This window comes from Streptomyces sp. NPDC000134, from assembly GCF_042899225.1.
Taxonomy (GTDB): domain Bacteria; phylum Actinomycetota; class Actinomycetes; order Streptomycetales; family Streptomycetaceae; genus Streptomyces.
The window spans coordinates 17,924-38,033 of the sequence record NZ_JBIAZN010000019.1 but is presented as its reverse complement, the minus strand read 5'-3'; the positions used below and the strand labels follow the sequence as shown (position 1 = coordinate 38,033).

The 20,110-nt window shown below is 72.6% G+C and carries 13 protein-coding genes and 1 pseudogene; 5 read left to right on the top strand and 9 right to left on the bottom strand.

Translation table 11 applies throughout. The features are described from left to right. Positions 1 to 91 precede the first annotated feature (91 nt). From ACFY32_RS25930 to ACFY32_RS25915, 4 genes are all read left to right on the top strand, one after another. On the top strand, positions 92 to 2,470 hold the full coding sequence (locus tag ACFY32_RS25930; RefSeq protein ID WP_359202504.1) for a glycoside hydrolase family 2 protein: 2,379 nt from the start codon (positions 92 to 94) through the stop codon (positions 2,468 to 2,470). Then, a complete protein-coding gene (locus tag ACFY32_RS25925) occupies positions 2,467 to 3,492 on the top strand; it encodes a LacI family DNA-binding transcriptional regulator (protein ID WP_359202502.1) in 1,026 nt (341 codons plus the stop codon). The genes ACFY32_RS25930 and ACFY32_RS25925 overlap by 4 nt, the downstream gene beginning before the upstream one ends. 174 nt (positions 3,493 to 3,666) lie before the next feature. Then, positions 3,667 to 4,884: an acetyl-CoA C-acyltransferase gene (locus ACFY32_RS25920; protein ID WP_359202500.1), complete on the top strand. Its 1,218-nt coding sequence runs from the start codon at positions 3,667 to 3,669 to the stop codon at positions 4,882 to 4,884. Continuing rightward, positions 4,881 to 7,010, top strand: coding sequence for a 3-hydroxyacyl-CoA dehydrogenase NAD-binding domain-containing protein (locus tag ACFY32_RS25915; RefSeq protein ID WP_390675389.1), 2,130 nt, complete (start codon positions 4,881 to 4,883; stop codon positions 7,008 to 7,010). The genes ACFY32_RS25920 and ACFY32_RS25915 overlap by 4 nt, the downstream gene beginning before the upstream one ends. 66 nt (positions 7,011 to 7,076) lie before the next feature. Here the strand turns inward: ACFY32_RS25915 and ACFY32_RS25910 are convergent, their stop codons facing one another. Further along, positions 7,077 to 8,369 (bottom strand): nucleotide sugar dehydrogenase, encoded by a 1,293-nt coding sequence (locus tag ACFY32_RS25910; protein WP_390675388.1) that lies wholly within the window; start codon positions 8,367 to 8,369, stop codon positions 7,077 to 7,079. A 118-nt stretch (positions 8,370 to 8,487) separates the two neighbouring features. Beyond that, positions 8,488 to 9,504 carry a hypothetical protein gene (locus ACFY32_RS25905; protein WP_359202494.1) on the bottom strand — a complete coding sequence of 339 codons (1,017 nt, stop codon included), beginning with the start codon at positions 9,502 to 9,504 and terminating at the stop codon, positions 8,488 to 8,490. 65 nt (positions 9,505 to 9,569) lie between these two features. On the opposite strand from ACFY32_RS25905, the gene ACFY32_RS25900 reads away from it, so the two are divergent. Further along, positions 9,570 to 10,001 (top strand): NTP pyrophosphohydrolase, encoded by a 432-nt coding sequence (locus ACFY32_RS25900; RefSeq protein ID WP_359202492.1) that lies wholly within the window; start codon positions 9,570 to 9,572, stop codon positions 9,999 to 10,001. A gap of 57 nt (positions 10,002 to 10,058) precedes the next feature. Here ACFY32_RS25900 and ACFY32_RS25895 read toward each other — a convergent pair. The 7 genes and pseudogenes from ACFY32_RS25895 to ACFY32_RS25865 form a co-directional block, all read right to left on the bottom strand. Next, positions 10,059 to 11,496, bottom strand: a pseudogene (locus ACFY32_RS25895) (glycosyltransferase family 39 protein). A gap of 26 nt (positions 11,497 to 11,522) precedes the next feature. Continuing rightward, entirely contained in the window at positions 11,523 to 13,016 is a 1,494-nt protein-coding gene (locus ACFY32_RS25890; RefSeq protein WP_390675387.1) for an amino acid permease, read from the bottom strand. Between the two features lie 136 nt (positions 13,017 to 13,152). After that, positions 13,153 to 15,072: a 1-deoxy-D-xylulose-5-phosphate synthase gene (gene dxs, locus ACFY32_RS25885; RefSeq protein ID WP_359202486.1), complete on the bottom strand. Its 1,920-nt coding sequence runs from the start codon at positions 15,070 to 15,072 to the stop codon at positions 13,153 to 13,155. Positions 15,073 to 15,268: 196 nt separating this feature from the next. Beyond that, a complete protein-coding gene (locus ACFY32_RS25880) occupies positions 15,269 to 16,561 on the bottom strand; it encodes a sugar ABC transporter permease (RefSeq protein WP_359202484.1) in 1,293 nt (430 codons plus the stop codon). Then, a complete protein-coding gene (locus tag ACFY32_RS25875) occupies positions 16,558 to 17,349 on the bottom strand; it encodes an ATP-binding cassette domain-containing protein (protein WP_359202482.1) in 792 nt (263 codons plus the stop codon). The genes ACFY32_RS25880 and ACFY32_RS25875 overlap by 4 nt, the downstream gene beginning before the upstream one ends. A 178-nt stretch (positions 17,350 to 17,527) precedes the next feature. Further along, a complete protein-coding gene (locus ACFY32_RS25870; RefSeq protein WP_390675425.1) occupies positions 17,528 to 18,631 on the bottom strand; it encodes a sugar ABC transporter substrate-binding protein in 1,104 nt (367 codons plus the stop codon). A 133-nt stretch (positions 18,632 to 18,764) separates the two neighbouring features. Next, positions 18,765 to 19,976, bottom strand: a complete 1,212-nt coding sequence (locus ACFY32_RS25865; RefSeq protein ID WP_390675386.1) for an ROK family transcriptional regulator — start codon at positions 19,974 to 19,976, stop codon at positions 18,765 to 18,767. Positions 19,977 to 20,110: the final 134 nt, after the last annotated feature.

Below are 20,110 nucleotides of genomic sequence, written 5' to 3'. Positions count from 1 at the left end.
TGACAGTGCTGACTGAACCGGTACAGTCTCGTTTTCGCCAACACTGGCCCGTAGCTGACCGTTGCATCTGTGAACCGGTTAAGGGAGTGCCATGCTTCAGGCGACACCGCTCACCGAGGGTTGGGTCCTGCGTCACCCCGAGGGCGCCGGCGGCGCGCTCCCGGCCGGGGTGCCGGGCTGTGTGCACACCGACCTGCTGGCGGCGGGACTGATCCCGGACCCCTTCCTCGGCCGGAACGAGACCGAGGTGGCGTGGGTGGGCCGGCGGGAGTGGACGTACGAGTGGGATCTCGTCGCCGGTTCCCCGCACGAGCAGACCGACCTGGTCTTCGACGGCCTGGACACGGTCGCCGAGATCCTGCTGGACGGCCGGCCGCTGGGGCGGACGCGGAACATGCACCGCTCGTACCGCTTCGACGTGACCGGGCTGAGCGGCAAGCTGACGGTCCGGTTCGCCTCCGCCTACACCGAGGCGGAGGCGGTGCGGGGGCGACTGGGCGAGCGGCCGGGCGCGTACGCCGAGCCGTACCAGTACGTGCGGAAGATGGCCTGCTCCTTCGGCTGGGACTGGGGGCCGACCCTGGTGACGGCCGGGATCTGGCGGCCGGTCCGGCTGGAGCACTGGTCGACGGCCCGGCTCGCCCGGGTCCGCCCCCTGGTCACCGTCGAGGAGGGCACCGGCCTGGTGGAACTCCTCGTCGACGTGGAGCGCACCCGCGTCGAGGCGCCGCTCACCGTCGAGGCGCGCGTCGGCGGCGTCACCGCCCGCGCGCCCCTGGACGGCACCGGCGGCACCGTACGCCTCCGGGTCCCGGACGCGGCCCTGTGGTGGCCCCGGGGGTACGGCCGACAGGCGCTGTACGACGTGGAGCTGACGCTGCTGCACGGGCGGACGCCGCTGGACGTCTGGCGCCGGCGGGTCGGCTTCCGGACCGTGGCGCTGGACACCTCCCCCGACGCGCACGGCACCGGCTTCACCCTGGTCGTCAACGGCGAGCGCCTCTTCGCGCGGGGCGTCAACTGGGTCCCGGACGACGTCTTCCCCTCCCGGGTCTCCCGCGAGCGGTACCGCACCAGGCTGCGGCAGGCGGCGGACGCGGGCGTGGACCTGGTCCGGGTCTGGGGCGGCGGGATCTACGAGAGCGAGGACTTCTACGACGCCTGCGACGAGCTGGGGCTGCTGGTCTGGCAGGACTTCCCCTTCGCGTGCGCGGCCTACCCCGAGGAGCAGCCGCTGCGGGGCGAGGTGGAGGCCGAGGCGCGGGAGAACGTCGCCCGGCTGATGCCGCACCCCTCGCTGGCGCTGTGGAACGGCAACAACGAGAACCTGTGGGGCTTCCGGGACTGGGGCTGGGAGCCGGGGCTGGCCGGGGACTCCTGGGGCGAGGGCTACTACCTGGGCCTGCTGCCCCGGGTGGTGGCCGAGACGGACCCGACCCGGCCGTACACGGCGGGCAGCCCCTGGTCCGGGTCGTGGGACCGGCATCCGAACGACCCGGCGCACGGCACCCACCACTCCTGGGAGGTGTGGAACCGGGAGGACTACGCCGACTACCGGCTGAGCGCGCCCCGGTTCGTGGCCGAGTTCGGCTGGCAGGCGCCGCCCGCGTACGCCACACTGCGGCGCGCGCTGCCCGGCGAGGACCTCGCGCCGGACTCCCCCGGGATGCTGCACCACCAGAAGGCCGAGGACGGCAACGGCAAGCTGCGGCGCGGCCTGGAGCGGCACTTCCCGGTCCCCGACGGCGACTTCGACCGCTGGCACTACCTCACCCAGATCAACCAGGCCCGCGCCGTCGCCGCCGGGATCGAGCACTGGCGGTCGCACTGGCCGGTGTGCGCGGGCACCGTCCTGTGGCAGCTCAACGACTGCTGGCCGGTGACCTCGTGGGCCGCGATCGACGGCGACGGCCGCGAGAAGCCGCTCTACCACGAGCTGCGCCGGCTCTACGCGGACCGGCTGCTCACCTTCCAGGAGCGGGACGGCGCCCTGGTGCTGGCCGCCGTCAACCAGGGCGCCGAGCGGTGGGCGGCGCCGCTCGTCCTGCGCCGGATGTCCGTCGACGGCACCGTGCTCGGCCGGACCGGGACCGCGCTGGCGGCCGGGCGGCGGGCGGTGGCCGTCGTCGAGGTGCCCGCCGGGCTGGTGCCGGCCGGCCCGAAGGAGTTCCTGGTCGCCGACGCGGACGGGCTGCGGGCGCTGCGCTTCCCGGCGCCCGACCGGGACATCCCGTACCCGGCCCCGGAGTTCGACGTCGCTCTCGTGCCGGGCGGGGTCGCGGTGACGGCCCGGACCCTGGTGCGGGACCTGCTGCTCCAGGCCGACCGGCTGGACCCGGCCGCGCGGGCGGACCGGGGGCCGGTCACCCTGCTGCCCGGGGAACGGGTGACCATCGGGGTGCGCGGCTGGAAGACTCCTGACGCGCACGCCGCCCGGTCCGCCCTGTACTGCATGGAGCCCCGACGATGACGACCCCCCGCGTCACCATCAAGGACGTCGCCGCCCTCGCGGGCGTGTCCAAGGGGGCGGTGTCCCTCGCCTTCAACCACAAGCCCGGGGTCTCCGAGGCGACGCGGGAGCGGATCTTCCGGGCCGCCCGGGAACTGGGCTGGGCGCCGAACGCGACCGCGCGGACGCTGGCCGGATCGCGGGTGGACACGGTGGGGCTGGCGGTCTGCCGGCCCGCCCGGCTGCTCGGCCTGGAGCCGTTCTACATGGAGTTCGTCTCGGGCGTGGAGAGCGTCCTGACCGAGCACTCCTGCTCCCTGCTGCTGCGGCTGGTGCGCACGGTGGAGGAGGAGGCGGGGCTGCTGGAGAGCTGGTGGCGGGGGCGGAGCATCGGCGGGTCGATCCTGGTCGACTTCCGCGCCGACGACCCCCGGGTGGCGCCGGTGCGGGGGCTGGGCATCCCGGCGGTGGCCGTCGGGCACCCCTCGCTGACCGGCGGGCTCACCTCGGTGTGGACCGACGACGCCACCGCGGTCACCGAGGCGGTGCGCTATCTGGCGGCGCTCGGGCACCGGCGGATCGCCCGGGTCGGCGGCGCGGCGGCGCTCGGGCACACCTCCATCCGTACGGCCGCCTTCGACGGGGCGGCCCGCGCGCTGGGGCTGGCCGGTGCCCGGCAGGTGGCCACCGACTTCTCCGGGGACGCGGGGGCGCGGGCCACCCGGTCCCTGCTGACGGCCCCGCCGGCGGACCGGCCGACCGCGGTGGTGTACGACAACGACATCATGGCCGTCGCCGGGCTGTCGGTCGCCTCCGAGATGGGACTGCGGGTCCCGGCCGACGTCTCGCTGCTGGCCTGGGACGACTCCCAGTTGTGCCGGCTGACCCATCCGACGCTGTCGGCGATGAGCCATGACGTGCACGGGTTCGGGGCGGAGGTGGCGCGGACGCTGTTCGGGGTGATATCCGGGGAAGGCGCCGGGTCGCATCCGGTGGCCACGCCGGTGCTGGTGCCCCGGGGGTCCACGGCGCCGCCCGGGTGAGCCTGGAGGAAGGCCGCGGGTGCGCGGTGGCCGAGCGGGCGGTTCCCCGTTCCCCCTTCGGGGTGTCCATGTGACCTGCGCCGCTGTGCCGCGTAAGACTGGGCAGCTACGTTACTGGTTAGTAGCATGGGTTGAGCAAGCGCTCAGCGTCCCGCATCCTGGAGGAGAGCCATCGTGCCTCGTACCGTCAGGGACGTCGTCTTCGTCGACGGCGTCCGCACCCCGTTCGGCAAGGCGGGCCCGAAGGGCATCTACCACGAGACCCGCGCCGACGACCTGGTCGTGAAGGCGATCCGGGAGCTGCTGCGCCGCAACCCGGGCCTGGACCCGAAGCAGATCGACGAGGTCGCCATCGCCGCGACCACGCAGATCGGCGACCAGGGCCTGACCATCGGCCGCACCGCCGGCATCCTCGCGGGCCTGCCCACCTCGGTGCCCGGCTACGCGATCGACCGGATGTGCGCGGGCGCCCTGACCGCCGTCACCACGGTGGCCGGTTCGGTGGCCTTCGGCGCGTACGACATCGCCGTCGCGGGCGGTGTCGAGCACATGGGCCGCCACCCGATGGGCGAGGGCGTCGACCCCAACCCGCGGTTCGTCAGCGAGAAGCTGGTCGACGAGTCGGCCCTGTTCATGGGCATGACCGCGGAGAACCTGCACGACCGGTACCCGCACATCACCAAGCTCCGCGCCGACGAGTACGCGGTGCGCTCGCAGGAGAAGGCCGCCAAGGCGTACGCCAACGGCAAGATCCAGGCCGACCTGGTGCCGATCTCGGTGCGCCGCACCAACGAGGAAGCGGGCGAGACGGGCTGGGGCCTGGTCACCGCCGACGAGCCGATGCGTCCGGGCACCACGCTGGAGAACCTGGCGAACCTCAAGACGCCGTTCCGGGTGCACGGCCGGGTCACCGCGGGCAACGCGGCCGGTCTGAACGACGGCGCCACCGCCTCCCTCATCGCCTCCGAGGACTTCGCCCGCGAGCACGGGCTGCCGGTCAAGATGCGCCTGGTCGCCTACGCCTTCGCCGGCGTCGAGCCCGAGGTGATGGGCTACGGTCCGATCCCGGCCACCGAGAAGGCCCTCGCGCAGGCGGGCCTGTCGATCTCCGACATCGGCCTGTTCGAGATCAACGAGGCGTTCGCCGTGCAGGTCCTGGCCTTCCTGGACCACTACGGCATCGCGGACGACGACGAGCGCGTCAACCAGTACGGCGGCGCGATCGCCTTCGGCCACCCGCTGGCCTCCTCCGGGGTCCGGCTGATGACCCAGTTGGCCCGCCAGTTCGAGGAGCAGCCGCAGGTCCGCTACGGCCTCACCACCATGTGCGTCGGCTTCGGCATGGGCGCCACGGTCATCTGGGAGAACCCGCACTTCGAGGGAGACAAGTGAGCACCACCGCCGAGCTGTTGAAGGGCGCGGCCGACCTGTTCCCGGACGAGGTCGTCACCACCGCCCACGTACGCCACTTCGACCTGCCCCTCGGTGCCGGGCGCTTCGCGCTCATCACCCTGGACAACGGCCTGGACCACACCAAGCCGACCACCTTCGGACCCCAGTCGCTGGCGAACCTGAACGCCGCCGTCGACCAGGTCGAGAAGGAGGCCTCGGCCGGTGAGATCACCGGCGTCGGCATCACCGGCAAGCCGTTCATCTTCGCCGTCGGCGCCGACCTCAAGGGCGTGGAGCTGCTGAAGCGGCACGAGGACGCGCTCGCCATCGGCAAGGGCGGCCACGACGTCTTCAAGCGGCTGTCCGGCCTCGCGGTTCCGACGTTCGCGTACTACAACGGCGCCGCGATGGGCGGCGGCGTCGAGGTCGGCCTGCACTGCACCTACCGCACGGTCTCCGCGGCCGTCCCGGCGTTCTCGCTGCCCGAGGTCTTCCTCGGCCTGGTCCCCGGCTGGGGCGGCTGCACCCTGCTGCCGAACCTGATCGGCGCCGACAAGGCCGTCACGGTCATCATCGAGAACAGCCTCAACCAGAACCGCCAGCTCAAGGGCGAGCAGGTCTACGAACTCGGCATCGCGGACGCGATCTTCGAGGGCGCCGACTTCCTGGAGCAGTCGCTGATCTGGACGGCGGCCGTCCTCAAGGGCGAGATCGCCGTCGAGCGCCCGGCCGTCGACCGCGGCGAGGCGTGGGACCAGGCCGTCGCGCGGGGCCGGTTCATCGCCGACTCCAAGGTGCACGGCGCCGCCCCGGCCGCCTACCGCGCCCTGGACATCATCGCCGCCGCCAAGAACGGCGACCTCCAGCAGGGCTACGACGCCGAGGACCAGGCCCTCGCCGACCTGATCATGGGCGGGGAACTGCGCGCCGGGCTGTACGCGTTCAACCTGGTGCAGAAGCGCGGCAAGCGCCCGGCCGGCGCCCCGGACAAGAACCTGGCGCGTCCGGTCACCAAGGTCGGCGTGGTCGGCGCCGGTCTGATGGCCTCGCAGCTCGCCCTGCTGTTCCTGCGCCGCCTGGAGGTGCCGGTCGTGCTGACCGACATCGACCAGGCGCGCGTCGACAAGGGCGTGGGCTATGTGCACGCCGAGATCGACAAGCTGCTCGGCAAGGGCCGGATCAACCAGGACAAGGCCAACCGCCTCAAGGGGCTGGTGACCGGCGTCCTGGACAAGGCCGAGGGCTTCGCGGACGCCGACTTCGTCATCGAGGCGGTGTTCGAGGAGATCGGCGTCAAGCAGCAGGTGTTCGCGGAGGTCGAGGCGGTCGCCCCGGCGCACGCGATCCTCGCCACCAACACCTCCTCGCTGTCGGTCTCCGAGATGGCGTCGAAGCTGAAGCACCCCGAGCGGGTCGTCGGCTTCCACTTCTTCAACCCGGTCGCGGTGCTGCCGCTGCTGGAGATCGTCCGCGGCGAGCGGACCGACGACGCCTCGCTGGCGACGGCGTTCGCGGTGGCCAGGAAGCTGAAGAAGACGGCCGTGCTGGTCAAGGACGCCCCGGCGTTCGTGGTCAACCGCATCCTGACCCGCTTCATGGGCGAGATCCAGAACGTCATCGACGAGGGCACCCCCGTCGAGGTCGCGGAGAAGGCGGTGGAGCCGCTCGGCCTGCCGATGTCCCCGCTGGTCCTGCTGGAGCTGGTCGGCCCGGCGATCGGCCTGCACGTCTCCGAGACGCTGCACCGGGCGTTCCCGGACCGCTTCACCGTCTCCCCCAACCTCAAGGCGGTCGTCGAGGCGGGCAAGCGCGGCTTCTACGTCTACGACAGCGGCAGGCCGGAGCTGGACCCGGAGGTCGCCGCGCTGCTCAAGCAGGGCGACAGCGTCCTGACCGAGGAGCAGGTCCGGGCCCGGGTGCTGGACGCGGTGGCCCAGGAGATCGGGCTGATGCTCGACGAGGGCGTCGTCGCCGAGGCCCAGGACATCGACCTGTGCCTGATCACCGGCGCCGGCTGGCCCTTCCACCTGGGCGGCATCACGCCGTACCTGGACCGCGCGGGCGTCGCCGAGCGGGTGAACGGCAAGCGGTTCCTGGCGCCCGGCGTGGCGAGCGTCCCGGCGTAACCCGCACCGCAGCAGGGCGACGGGCCGCACGGTGGACCACCACCGTGCGGCCCGTCGGCGTACCGGTCAGAGCCGGACCGCCCGGGGGTGGCCGGCGGTCGCGCCCCGGGTGTCGAACAGCAGCCGGGCCCGGTCCGCGAGCAGCCCCGGGTCGATCTCCCGGTGCGACTGGAGCAGCACGGTCAGGTCGGCCTCGGCCGCGGCGGCGAGATAGTCGCCGGTCCGCTCGACGGGGACCCCGCCCGCCGACCAGTGCGGGACGTACGGGTCGAAGTACGCGAGGTCGGCGCCGCGGGCCCGCAAGCGCTCGGCGACGGCCGGGGCGGGGCTCTCCCGCCGGTCGGAGACGTCGGCCTTGTAGGTGACGCCGAGCAGCAGCACCCGGGAGCCGCGCACGGCCTTGCCGGCGTCGTTGAGCAGCTCGGCGGCGCGGTCGACGACGTGCGCCGGCATCCGCTGGTTGATCTCCTGCGCCAGCTCCACGAACCGGAACGGGATGCCCAGCGAACGCACCTTGTACGACAGGTAGGCGGGGTCGACGGGGATGCAGTGCCCGCCGACGCCGGGACCGGGGTGGAAGGGCGCGAAGCCGAAGGGCTTGGTGGCGGCGCAGCGGATGGCGTCCCACAGGTCGACGCCGAGCTGCCGGCAGAACATCGACATCTCATTGACCAGGGCGATGTTCACCTGCCGGTAGGTGTTCTCCAGCAGCTTGGCCATCTCGGCCTCCCGGGTGCCCCTGGCCTCGACCACGCGGGCGACGAACCGCTCGTACAGGGCGCGGGCGGCCTTGGCGCAGTCGGGGGTGATGCCGCCGACCACCTTGGGCGTGTTCTCCAGGCCGTGGGCGGGGTTGCCCGGGTCGATGCGCTCCGGGGAGAAGGCGAGGTGGAAGTCGGTGCCGGCGCGCAGTCCCCCGGCCTCCAGGCGGGGGCGGACGACCTCGTCGGTGGTGCCGGGGTAGGTGGTGGACTCCAACACGACGAGGGTGCCGGGCCGCAGGTGGGCGGCGATGTCGTCGACGGCGGCGTGCACGGCGCCGAGGTCGGGGACGCCGTGGGCGGTGAGCGGGGTCGGCACGCAGATCACGACGGCGGCGGCAGCGGCGATCACCCCGGGCCGGCCGACGGCCTCGAAGCCGCGGGCGCGCATCGCCCGGACCTCGGCGTCGGTGACGTCGTCCACGTGCGACCGGCCGGCGTTCAGGCCCTCGACGACGCGCGGGCCGCGGTCGAGGCCGACCACCCGCAGTCCGGCCGCGGTGGCCGCGCGGGCCAGCGGCAGACCGACGTAACCGAGTCCGACGACGACGAGGTCCGCTCCGGGGACGGAGGACGGGGGCATGGGGTCCCTGCTCATCGAACACGTCCTCACAGGAGGGGCATATCTGCGGATACCGGGCAAGTCTACGGTCGTCGGCGGGGGCGTTCGGCCAGCGCCCGTACGCGTGTCTCCGGGACGGCCGCCGGGCCGGGGGTCAGACCTCCTGCCAGGCGGTCAGCGCCAGGCCCGGTTCGTCCTTGCGGCGGGTCAGCAGCAGCCTGCCGGTGGACGGGGAGAGGGTCGCCGCGACCACCCGCCCGGCCGCGTCCTCGGCGAGCGCCACCTCGGCGTCGGCCGCCAGCGGCGGCCCGGAGTCGGCCCACCAGGCACCGGCCTGTTCCTGTTCCGTCGGGTAGGCGGCGAAGGCGACCCGGCCGCTCGCCGAGCGCTGGGCGAGCAGCGTGCAGTCGTGGCCCTCGATGACGCAGCGGACGGCGGCGACCGGGCCGGGCCCGGCCGAGGCGACCAGCGCGACGGGGTCGGCGCCGGGCCGCCAGGCGCACAGCTCGCCGGCGCCGTCGGTGTAGAAGAGGGTGGTGTGCTCGGGCGAGGTGGCCAGCGCCCGGAGGGTGCCGGGCCGGACCGGGGTGCTGATCCGCTCCGCGAGGACGGGCCGGGCGCCGGGCTTCTCCTGCCGCCAGTGCAGGAGACCGCCGGGTGTCGCCGCGTACGCCTCGACCAGGCCGGACTCGCCCGTGACGGCGGCCGGTCCGTCCTGGACGTCCTGGCCCCCGAGGTCACGCCAGGGGTCCCAGCCGCCCTTCTCCTTCTGCGCCAGCAGGCTCAGCCCGCCGCCGGCGGAGCGGACCAGGACATGGGCGCGGCCCTGCGCGTCGACGGCGACGGCGGGGGTGCCGGTGCGCTTGCCCTTCTTGTCCGGGTGGCCGACCGGCTGCCAGTCCAGGGGGGCGAGCAGCGGCCGGTAGTGCGTGGAGTGCACGAGCCCGGACTGGCCGGAACCGGTGGGCCGCCACGCGACGAGATGGGCGTATCCGTCGGCGCCCCGGCCTGCCGTGAGCCCCGGGCGCAGCTTCTGGTCGCCGCCGATCCCGCGGGGGGCCTCCCAGGGGCCGCCGGGCACCCGCTCGGCACGGCACAGGGCGGCGTCGCCGGACGGCAGATAGACGCAGAGGCGGCCGTCGCGGCCGCGAAGGAGCCAGTCGCCGTTCACCGGTTCACTCTAAGCGGGCCGGTCCGGGCGCCACCGGGCGGGTACGGCCGTGCGACCCTGGCGGGATGGACGACAACACCCCCCTGCTCGTGATCGTCGACGCCGCGAACGTCGTCGGGTCGGTGCCGGACGGCTGGTGGCGGGACCGGCGCGGGGCCGCCGAGAGGCTGCGGGACCGCCTGGCGTCGGACGGGGTGCCGGGGCGTGCCGGTCCGCTGGAGCTGGTCCTGGTCGTCGAGGGCGCGGCGCGCGGGGTGGCCTCGGTGCCGGGGGTACGGGTGGAGGACGCGCCGGGCAGCGGCGACGACCACATGGTCCGCCTGGTGGCGGCGGCCGGGGACCGCCCCGTCCTGGTGGTCACGGCCGACCGCGAACTGCGCCGCCGGGTGGGCGAGTTGGGCGCCGAGGTGACGGGTCCCCGGGCGGTACGGCCGGGGCGGGACGGGGCGGCGGAGGACGGGCGGAGCCGGGACGGGGGCGGGGCGGCGGGGGGCTGACCCCGCGCGAGGACGGCCGGCCGGGCCGGGGCCCGGCGGCGAGCGGGCCGGCGCCCCTCACTCCCGGCGCACCCGGACGTACAGCACCGCCCCGTCCACCGTCCCCGCCTCCTGGTACCGGGCCGCCAGCAGGCGGCGCAGGGTCGGCAGGTGCTCCGGCGCGTACGGGGCGCCGCGGGAGTCGTCGACGATCAGGGCGGGCGGCCGGGCGGCCGTCTCCCGGCGGAAGACGGCCCAGGCGCCCGGGACGGCGTACCGCTCGCCGACCCGGGCGCCGGACCGGCCGCCGCTGTGGTTGGTGAGCAGACCGGCGGTGAGATAGCGGCTGGCGGGGGTGCGGCCGGCCAGCCAGTACGTCTCCGGGTGCATGCCCCAGAACAGCACCCGCTCGTCCGGTGCGGTGCGGCGCGCGGCGGTGTCCGCCAGGCGCCGGGCGTGGTCGAGTTCGCCGCGCGGCGCGAGCAGCCCCCAGGTGAGGAACAGCGCGCAGCAGCAGGCCGCGCCGAGGACCGTACGGGCGGTGCGCACCGGGGGCAGGGTGCTGAGCCCGGCCGTCGCCAGCAGGGTCAGCGGCGGCAGGAGCTGGAGGTAGTAGTGGCCGAAGAAGTGCAGGCCGGTGCCGGCCGCCGCCGCCGACGCGGCGAGCCACACCCACAGGTCGGCGCGGCCGGCCGTCCGGCGGACCAGCGGAGGCAGCAGGGCGGCGCAGCCGACGGCGAGGATCGCCGCGTTGCCGGCGGCCCGGACCAGGACGTGGCCGGGGGAGCCCGAGAAGGAGACGTAGGCGGCGGAGCCGGTGAGCGTCCAGAACAGGAAGCCGGCCGGGTCGGTGAGCAGGGCCGCGGCCAGTACGGGGGGGCGCCGCGCCCGCCGCCAGGCGCAGCACGGGGCCCCGGCGGGCGCCGCACCGCCACAGCAGCGGCAGCAGCACCGCCGCGCCGGTCTGCTTGGCCAGGAAGGCGCAGGCGACGGCGGCCCCGGCGGCCCGCCAGCGGCGGCGGTCGGCGCACCACAGGGCCGCCGCCGTGCCCGGCAGCATGAACACCTCGAACGTGGCGGCCTGGGCGTCCTGCGGGTTCAGGCCCACGGAGACCAGCAGGTACAGGACCCCGGCGGTGCGCCCCGGGCCGTCGCCCCAGCGGCGGCGGGCCAGCGAGGCGAGCAGCGCGGCGGTGGCGAACTGGGCCAGGACGGCCAGCAGCCGTACGGACAGCAGCGACTCGGAGCCGGCCAGCGCGAAGGCGCCCTGGTAGAGCCAGGGCACCAGCGGCGGCTTGCGGTCCACCACCGTCTCGTAGAGCCGGCCGCCCTGGGCCAGCAGTTGGGACTGGACGGCGAGGTAGCCCTCGTCGGGGTTCCACAGCGGGCGGGCGAAGGACGGCAGCCGGGTCAGGCAGGCCAGCGCCGCCAGCGCGGGCAGCAGCTTCGCCCAGTACCGGTGACCGGCCCGCCGGGCGGACACGGACGGTGACGTAATGAGCGGCGGGGCGTGCATACCCGCACGTTAGCGACCTCGCGCGGTCACTCCTTGTGATGTCCCGCCTCGGCACGGGCCAGTCCGCTGTGGGTGCGGCCGTAGAGGAAGTAGACGACGAAGCCGATGGCCATCCAGACGCCGAACCGGACCCAGGTCTCGGCGGGCAGGTTGAGCATCAGCCACAGCGAGGCGCACACCGACACGATGGGCAGCACCGGCACCAGCGGGGTGCGGAAGGCGCGGGGCAGGTCGGGCCGGGTGTTGCGCAGGATGATCACGCTGATGGCGACGATGACGAACGCGAACAGCGTGCCGATGTTCACCAGTTCGGCCAGTTCGCTCAGCGAGGTGAAGCCCGCGACGATCGCGATGACGACGCCGAGCAGGACGGTCGGGCGGTACGGGGTCTTGAACTTCGGGTGGACGCGGGAGAAGAAGCGGGGCAGCAGTCCGTCGCGGCTCATCGCGAAGAACACCCGGGTCTGGCCGAGCAGCAGGATCATGCAGACCGTGGTGAGGCCGACCGCCGCGCCGAAGCTGATCACGCCGGAGAAGAAGGGGTGCCCGGTCGCCTTGAACGCGTCGGCGAGCGGGGCGTCCACGGAGAGTTCGCTGTAGTGCTGCATGCCGGTGACGACCACGGACACGGCGACGTACAGCACGGTGCAGATGGCGAGGGAGCCGAGGATGCCGCGGGGCATGTCGCGCTGGGGGTTGCGGGTCTCCTCGGCGGCGGTGGCGACGATGTCGAAGCCGATGAAGGCGAAGAAGACCACGGAGGCGGCGGTGAAGACGCCCATCACGCCGAAGTTGGACGGGGCCCAGCCGAACATCAACTGGATGAGCGGCGAGTGCAGTCCGCCGCCCGCCTCCACCGGCTTGGACTCGGGGATGAACGGGTCGTAGTTGGCACCCTTGATCAGGAAGGCGCCGGCGATGATGACGACGAGGACGACGGCCACCTTGATGGCGACGACGATCGAGGTGATCCGCGCGGAGAGCTTCATGCCGAGGACGAGGATGCCGGTGAGGGCCAGCACCAGGGCGGCGGCGAGGATGTCGAAGCCGAAGCCGTCGGCGCCGTCCCGTCCGCCGAGCGTCGCCGGCATCTGCCAGCCCGCGTTGTCCAGCAGCGAGCGGATGTACCCGGACCAGCCGACGGCGACCACCGCCGTGCCGAGCGCGAACTCCAGCACCAGGTCCCAGCCGATGATCCAGGCGGGCAGCTCGCCGAGCGAGGCGTAGGAGAAGGTGTACGCCGACCCGGCCACCGGGACGGTGGAGGCGAACTCGGCGTAGCAGAGCGCGGCCAGCGCGCAGACCACGCCGGCCACCACGAACGCCAGGGCCGTGGCGGGTCCGGCGTTGTTCTTGGCGACGGTGCCGGTCAGGACGAAGATGCCGGTGCCGATGACGACACCGACGCCGAAGACGGTCAGGTCCAGCGCGGACAGGGACTTTTTGAGCGCGTGCTCGGGCTCCTCTGTGTCGCGGATGGACTGCTCGATCTTCTTCGTCCGGAAGAACGTGCTGCTCACGGGACCTCCCACGCTGTGTCGTCCTCGACATGGTCGAGAGGGGGCGCAGAACGTGTGCCCGGCGCGGGCGGATGTCACGCCGATGGGCCGGTCCCGCCACTTCAACGAGTGGCGGAACCGGCCCATTGGCGGCACCTCAGTCGCGGGCGGCCTCCACCGGTGCGGCGGCCCGGTCGTAGCGGCCGTCGAGCTTGGCGACCAGGCCGGTGACCTGGCGGGCGATGTCGGGCGCGGTCAGTCCGATCTCGGCGAGCACCTCGGCGCGCGAGGCGTGGTCGAGGAAGCGCGGCGGGATGCCGAAGTCGCGCAGCGGGACGTCGACGCCCGCGTCCCTGAGGGCCTGGGCGATCGCCGAGCCGACGCCTCCGACGCGGGAGTTGTCCTCGACGGTGACGACCACGCGGTGCCGCTCGGCGAGCGGGGCCATGGCCTCGTCGACGGGCTTGACCCAGCGCGGGTCGACGACGGTGGTGGAGATGCCCTGCCGCTCCAGCAGGCCGGCCACCTCCAGGCACATCGGGGCCAGCGCGCCGACGGAGACCAGCAGGACGTCGGGCCGGTCGGTGCCGGCCTCGCGCAGCACGTCCATGCCGCCGATCCGGCCGACGGCGGGCACGGCGGGGCCGACGGCGCCCTTGGAGAAGCGGACCACGGTCGGCGCGTCGTCCACGGCGACGGCTTCGCGCAACTGGGCGCGGACCTGGTCGGCGTCGCGCGGGGCGGCGAGCCGGAGGCCGGGGACGACCTGGAGGATCGACATGTCCCACATGCCGTTGTGCGAGGCGCCGTCGGTGCCGGTGACGCCCGCCCGGTCCAGTACGAAGGTGACGCCGCACTTGTGCAGGGCGACGTCCATCAGGACCTGGTCGAAGGCCCGGTTGAGGAAGGTGGCGTACACCGCGAAGACCGGGTGGAGTCCGCCGTGCGCGAGGCCGGCGGCGGAGACGGCGCCGTGCTGCTCGGCGATGCCGACGTCGTAGACCCGGTCGGGGAAGCGCTTGGCGAACCTGTCCAGGCCGACCGGCTGGAGCATGGCGGCGGTGATGGCGACGACGTCCTCGCGCTCCTCGCCGAGCCTGACCATCTCCTCGCCGAAGACGGAGGTCCAGTCGGCGCCGGAGGTGGAGATCGGCAGGCCGGTGTCGGGGTGGATCTTGCCGACGGCGTGGAAGCGGTCGGCCTCGTCGGCGAGGGCGGGCTGGTAGCCGCGGCCCTTCTCGGTGAGGCAGTGCACGATGACCGGGCCGCCGAACCGCTTGGCGCGGGTCAGCGCGGACTCCAGGGCCTCGATGTCGTGGCCGTCGATGGGGCCGAGGTACTTCAGGCCCAGGTCCTCGAACATGCCCTGCGGGGCGATGAAGTCCTTCAGGCCCTTCTTGGCGCCGTGCAGGGTGTCGTAGAGCGGGCGGCCGACGACCGGGGTGCGCTCCAGGACCTCCTTGGTGCGGGCGAGGAAGCGCTCGTAGCCGTCGGTGGTGCGCAGGGTCGCCAGATGGTTGGCGAGGCCGCCGATGGTGGGCGCGTAGGAACGCTCGTTGTCGTTGACGACGATGACCAGGGGGCGGTCCTTGGCGGCGGCGATGTTGTTCAGCGCCTCCCAGGCCATGCCGCCGGTCAGGGCACCGTCGCCGATCACCGCGACGACGTGGTCGTCCCGGCGCAGGACCTGGTTGGCCTTGGCGAGGCCGTCGGCCCAGCCGAGGACGGTGGAGGCGTGGGAGTTCTCGATGACGTCGTGCTCGGACTCCGCCTGGGAGGGGTAGCCGGACAGGCCGCCCTTCATCTTCAGCCTGGAGAAGTCCTGCCGGCCGGTGAGCAGCTTGTGCACGTAGGACTGGTGGCCGGTGTCCCAGAGCACCTTGTCCTTCGGCGACTCGAAGACCCGGTGCAGGGCGAGGGTCAGCTCCACCACACCGAGGTTGGGGCCGAGGTGGCCGCCGGTCTTGGAGACGGCGTCGACGAGGAAGGTCCGGATCTCCCCGGCCAGCTCCTGAAGCTCCTCCAGGCTGAGCCGGTCCAGATCGCGCGGTCCCCCGATGCGGGTCAGCAGCGGCACCCGTGCCTCCTTGCAGTAGAGCTGTTCGAGCTGTTGCCGGGCCTGTCGAGTCTAATGTTCCGCCCCGGTGGAACGCGTCGGGGCGGTGCGTCGTACATCACGCGTTCGGCTCTATCCGGCCACGGGCCGCGTCCGGGCACGACTGCGCCCGGCACCGCCATTGGTGCCGGGCACAGGTATCGGGGAGGCGGCGCGGCTAGGCGCGGCCCGCCGTCTTCTGGGTCTTGCGGGTCACCGCGTCGATGACGACGGTGACCAGCAGCACCCCACCGGTGATCATGTACTGGACCGGCGAGGCGACGCCCTGGAGGGCGAGGCCGTACTGGATCGAGATGATGACCATCACACCGAGCAGCGCGTTCCAGGTGCGGCCGCGGCCGCCGAACAGCGAGGTACCGCCGATGACCGCCGCGGCGATCGCGTTCATCAGCAGGTCGCCGGCGCCGGCGCCCTGGTTGGCCGAGGCGATCTTGGAGGCGATGAAGAGACCGCCGAGGGCGGCGAAGGTGCCGGAGATCGCGAAGACCGAGATGCGCACGGCCGTCACGTTGATACCGGCCCGGCGGGACGCCTCGACGCTGCCGCCGAGCGCGAAGACCTTGCGGCCGTAGGCGGTGCGGCGCAGCACGAAGTCGCTGAGCAGCAGCACCGCGACGAAGATCAGCACGGCCAGCGGCAGGCCCTTGTACTGGTTGAAGACGATCGCGACGGCGAAGGCCAGGACCGCCAGCAGCACGGTCCGCGCGATGATCTCGCTCAGCGGCCGGGACGGCACGCCCACGGCCTCGCGGCGGCGGTTGCCGAAGTAGGCGCTGAGGAAGTAGCCGGCCGTCACCACGACCGCGAGCCCGTAGGCGGCGGCGACATCGGAGAAGTAGTAGCTGGTCAGCTTGGCGACGACGCCCTCGGAGTCGAGGTTGATGGTGCCGTTGTCGCCGAGCACCTGGAGCATGAAGCCGTTCCAGAACAGCAGACCGGCCAGGGTGACCGCGAAGGCCGGGACGCCTATCTTGGCGAAGAAGAAGCCGTGCAGCGCGCCGGCGACCGTGCCGGTGAGGATGGCCAGCACGAAGGCCAGCCACTCGTTCATGCCCTGGTTGACGGCCAGCACCGCGAAGACGGCGCCGGCGACACCGCTGACCGAGCCGACCGACAGGTCGATCTCGCCGAGCAGCAGCACGAAGACGATGCCGACCGCGATCATGCCGGTGCCGACCATCGCGACGGACATGTCGGAGAGGTTGCCGGCGGTGAGGAAGTTGGAGTTCAGGCTCTGGAAGATGAGCCAGATGACGATGAGGCCCACGACCACCGGGATGGAACCCAGGTCGCCGGACTTCATCTTCCGCTTGAACTCGCCGAGGTAGCCGGCGAAGCCCTGCTCGCGCACGAGCAGCCGGGGGTCGACGACGGTCACGGCGGCGGAGGCGGCCTCCGGGTTCTCCACGGCGCTCTCGTCGGCGGGCGTGGAGGTCTTGTCGATGCTCACTTCTGGACCTCCCCAGTGGTGCGCGCCGCACGGCGGGTCACGGCGTTGTCCGTGGCGCCGGTGATGGCGGAGATGATCTCTTCCTGCGAGGTCGACTTGACCTCGAAGACGCCGTTGTTGCGGCCGAGGCGCAGCACGGCGACCTTGTCGGCCACGGCCTTGACGTCGGCCATGTTGTGGCTGATGAGGATGACGGCGTGGCCGCGCTCGCGCAGCCGCTCGACCAGGTCGAGGACCTGGGCGGTCTGCTCGACGCCGAGGGCGGCGGTCGGCTCGTCGAGGATGACGAGCTTGGGCTCGCCCAGCATGGAGCGGGCGATGGCCACCACCTGGCGCTGACCGCCGGAGAGCGAGGCGATCGGGATGCGGACGCTGGGGATGCGGATGGACAGCGTGTCCAGCAGCTCGCGGGAGCGGCGCTCCATCTCCACCTCGTCCAGGACACCGCGCTTGCGGATCTCCCGGCCCAGGTAGAGGTTGCCGACCACGTCGATGTTGTCGCACAGCGCGAGGTCCTGGTAGACGGTCGCGATGCCCAGGCTCTGGGCGTCGTGCGGCTTGTTGATCGTGACGGCCTTGCCGTCCCACTCGATGGCGCCTTCATCGATGGGGTGCACGCCGGCGATCGTCTTGACCAGCGTGGACTTTCCGGCGCCGTTGTCGCCCACCAGGGCGACCACTTCACCGGCGTGGACCTCAAGCTCGACGTCGGTGAGCGCCTGGACGGCACCGAATCGCTTGGAGACCCCGCGCAACGCCAGCACGGGCGTAGCGGACACGTGAACCATCTCCTTCGCCGCCTGACCCGGCGGAAGGTAGTGCAGAAAAGAGGGGGGGTGGCGGGAGGTACCCGCGGGTGTTCCGTCCGGCGCCCCGCCTAGCTTGCGGGGCTGATGAGTGCGGGGCGCCGGAGGAGCTGGTGCGGCCTGCTCCCGTACGGGTCATGGGTACGGGAGGCGGGGGCTGCTAGCTGAGCTTGATCTTGTCGCAGGCGGACTTGTACTTGCCGCCGCAGATCTCGTCGATGGTGTAGATGCCGTCCTTGACGACGGTGTCCTTGATGTTGTCCTGGGTCAGCGAGACGACCGGGACGAGGACGGACGGGACGCCCTTGGTGGTGGGGCTGTCGACCGTGTCCTTGGCGATGGAGTCGAGCGGCTTGCCCTGGGCGAGGGCGACGGCCATCTCCGCGGCGACGTCGGCCTCCTGCGGGTAGGGCTTGTAGACGCTCATGTACTGCTCGCCGGTGACGATGCGCTGCACGCCGTTCAGCTCGGCGTCCTGGCCGGTGACCGGGATGTCGTCGATGCCGGCCGCCTTCAGGGCGGTGATGATGCCGCCCGCCATGCCGTCGTTGGCGGAGTAGACGCCGACGATCTTGTCCTTGCCGAGGGCGGAGATGGCGCCCTCCATGTTGGCGTTGGCGTTCTCCGGCTTCCACTCCTTGGTGTCGTACTCGCGGCCGATCTTGACCTTGCCGTCGAGCACGGAGTGGGCGCCGTCCTTGAACTGCTTGGCGTTCGGGTCGGTGGCCGAGCCGTTCATCATGACGATCTGGCCGTCCTTGGCCTTGTCGCCGAGCGCCTCCAGGAGGGCCTCGCCCTGGGTCTTGCCGACGGTCACGTTGTCGAACGAGGTGTAGGCGTCGATCGGGCCCTCGGCCAGGCGGTCGTAGGCCACGACCTTGATGCCGGCGTCCTTGGCCTTCTTCACCGAGCCCGCGATGGCCTTGGAGTCCACCGCGTCCACGATCAGCACGTCGACCTTGTTGGTCACCATCGTGTCGACCTGCTGGTTCTGCAGGCTGGCGTCCTGCTTGGCGTTGGCGTAGACGACCTCGCCCTTGTTGTTCGTCAGCTCCTTGACCTTCTTCTCGATCAAGGGCTTGTCGAACTTCTCGTAGCGAGCGGTCTGGTTCTCCGGCAGGAGCAGACCGATCTTGACGGCGTCGCCCTTCTTGGCGGCCGACTCCGAGGACTTGCCGTCGTCGCCGGACTCCTTGGCACTGCCACAGGCGGCGAGCGAGACGGCCATCGCGGTGGCGGCAACGGCTACGGCGGCACGACGCATACGCGTGTTCACTTCAGAAACCTCCCTGACGAGGCCGCGTCGTTGCGGCCGAGGTGGCTGGAAGTCAACTCGGCCGCACGTGCGACGTCAAGAAGTAAATCCTTAACGAGATGGCAACGGTGCCATCCGTTCTCTAAGTGAAGGCGGGGGTGGCGGTGGACAGCGCGCCCGTCGCACTTCCGTCCAGAAGGGTCGAATCGCCCATCTCGCTCAGCGCCAGGGCGAGCGCGCCGAGCACCTCCGCACGGCCGCCAAGTGCCCCGGGAAGAACCGAGAGTTGACGCGCCGCGCTGGGGATCGCGTACCGGCCCACGGACTCCCGGATGGGGCCGAGCACCAGCTCGCCCGCCTCGGCCAGATCGCCGCCGAGGACGACCCGGCTGGGGTTCAGCAGATTGCAGAGATTGGCGACGCCGCTGCCGATGTGCCGGCCGACGTCGGCGATCACCCGACGGCAGCCGGGGTCGCCGTCCCGGGCCAGCCGGACCACGCCCTCCATGGTCAGATCGGTGCCGTGGCTGGGCTGGAGCAGGGGCAGCACATAGCGCGCCGCCGTGAAGGTCTCCAGGCAGCCGCGGTTGCCGCACCGGCAGACCGGACCGGCCTCGTCCAGGGTGATGTGCCCGATCTCACCCGCCGTGCCGCCGGGCCCCCGGTAGATCTTCCCGGCGATCACCAGCCCGGCCCCGACGCCGCTGGCGACCTTGATGTACGCCAGGTCCCGCACCCCCCGGCCGCTGCCCCAGACCAGCTCGCCGAGGGCGCCGAGGTTGGCGTCGTTGTCCACGTGCACCGGCACGCCGAGCCGCCCCCGCAGCTCCTCGGCGGGCCGGGTGCCGCCCCAGCCGGGCAGGATCGCCGTCGAACCCAGCGTCCCGGACTCCACGTCGATCGGGCCGGGCACGCCCAGCCCCACCCCGGCGACCTTGGCCGGGTCCACGCCGGTCGCCTCGATCAGCCGCTTGACCAGTTCCTCGGCCCGGTCGAAGCCCTCCGTCGCGGAGGCGTCCACGTCCAGCGGCTCGGACTCCTCGGCCAGCACCTGGTGGGCGAGGTTGCCGACCGCGACGCGCAGATGGGTATGGCCGAAATCCACCCCGATCACGATGCCGGCGTCCCCGCTCAGCGACACGCTGCGGGCCCGCCGGCCGCCCGCCGAGGTGGGCGTCACCTCGACGGTGCCGCCGTCCTTCAGCTCCCGCACGATGTTGGAGACCGTCGCCGCGGAGAGTCCCGTCGTCCTCGCGATCTCCGCCTGCGTCAGCGATCCGGCCAGCCGTACGGCTCGTACCACCCGCTCCAGGTTGGCTCGGTGCAGCGACGACTGCGACCCCGGAGTCTCCACGACGACCTCCTGCGCACGGGACCGCATCGATGAGGTCCCGTCTATGTCCAACTAGTGAACTCTAAGCTGAGCCGTTCGGGTCGCCTCCCGTCAAGAGGTTGAACCGCATCCGGGTGCCCCGCCCGGACAGCCGT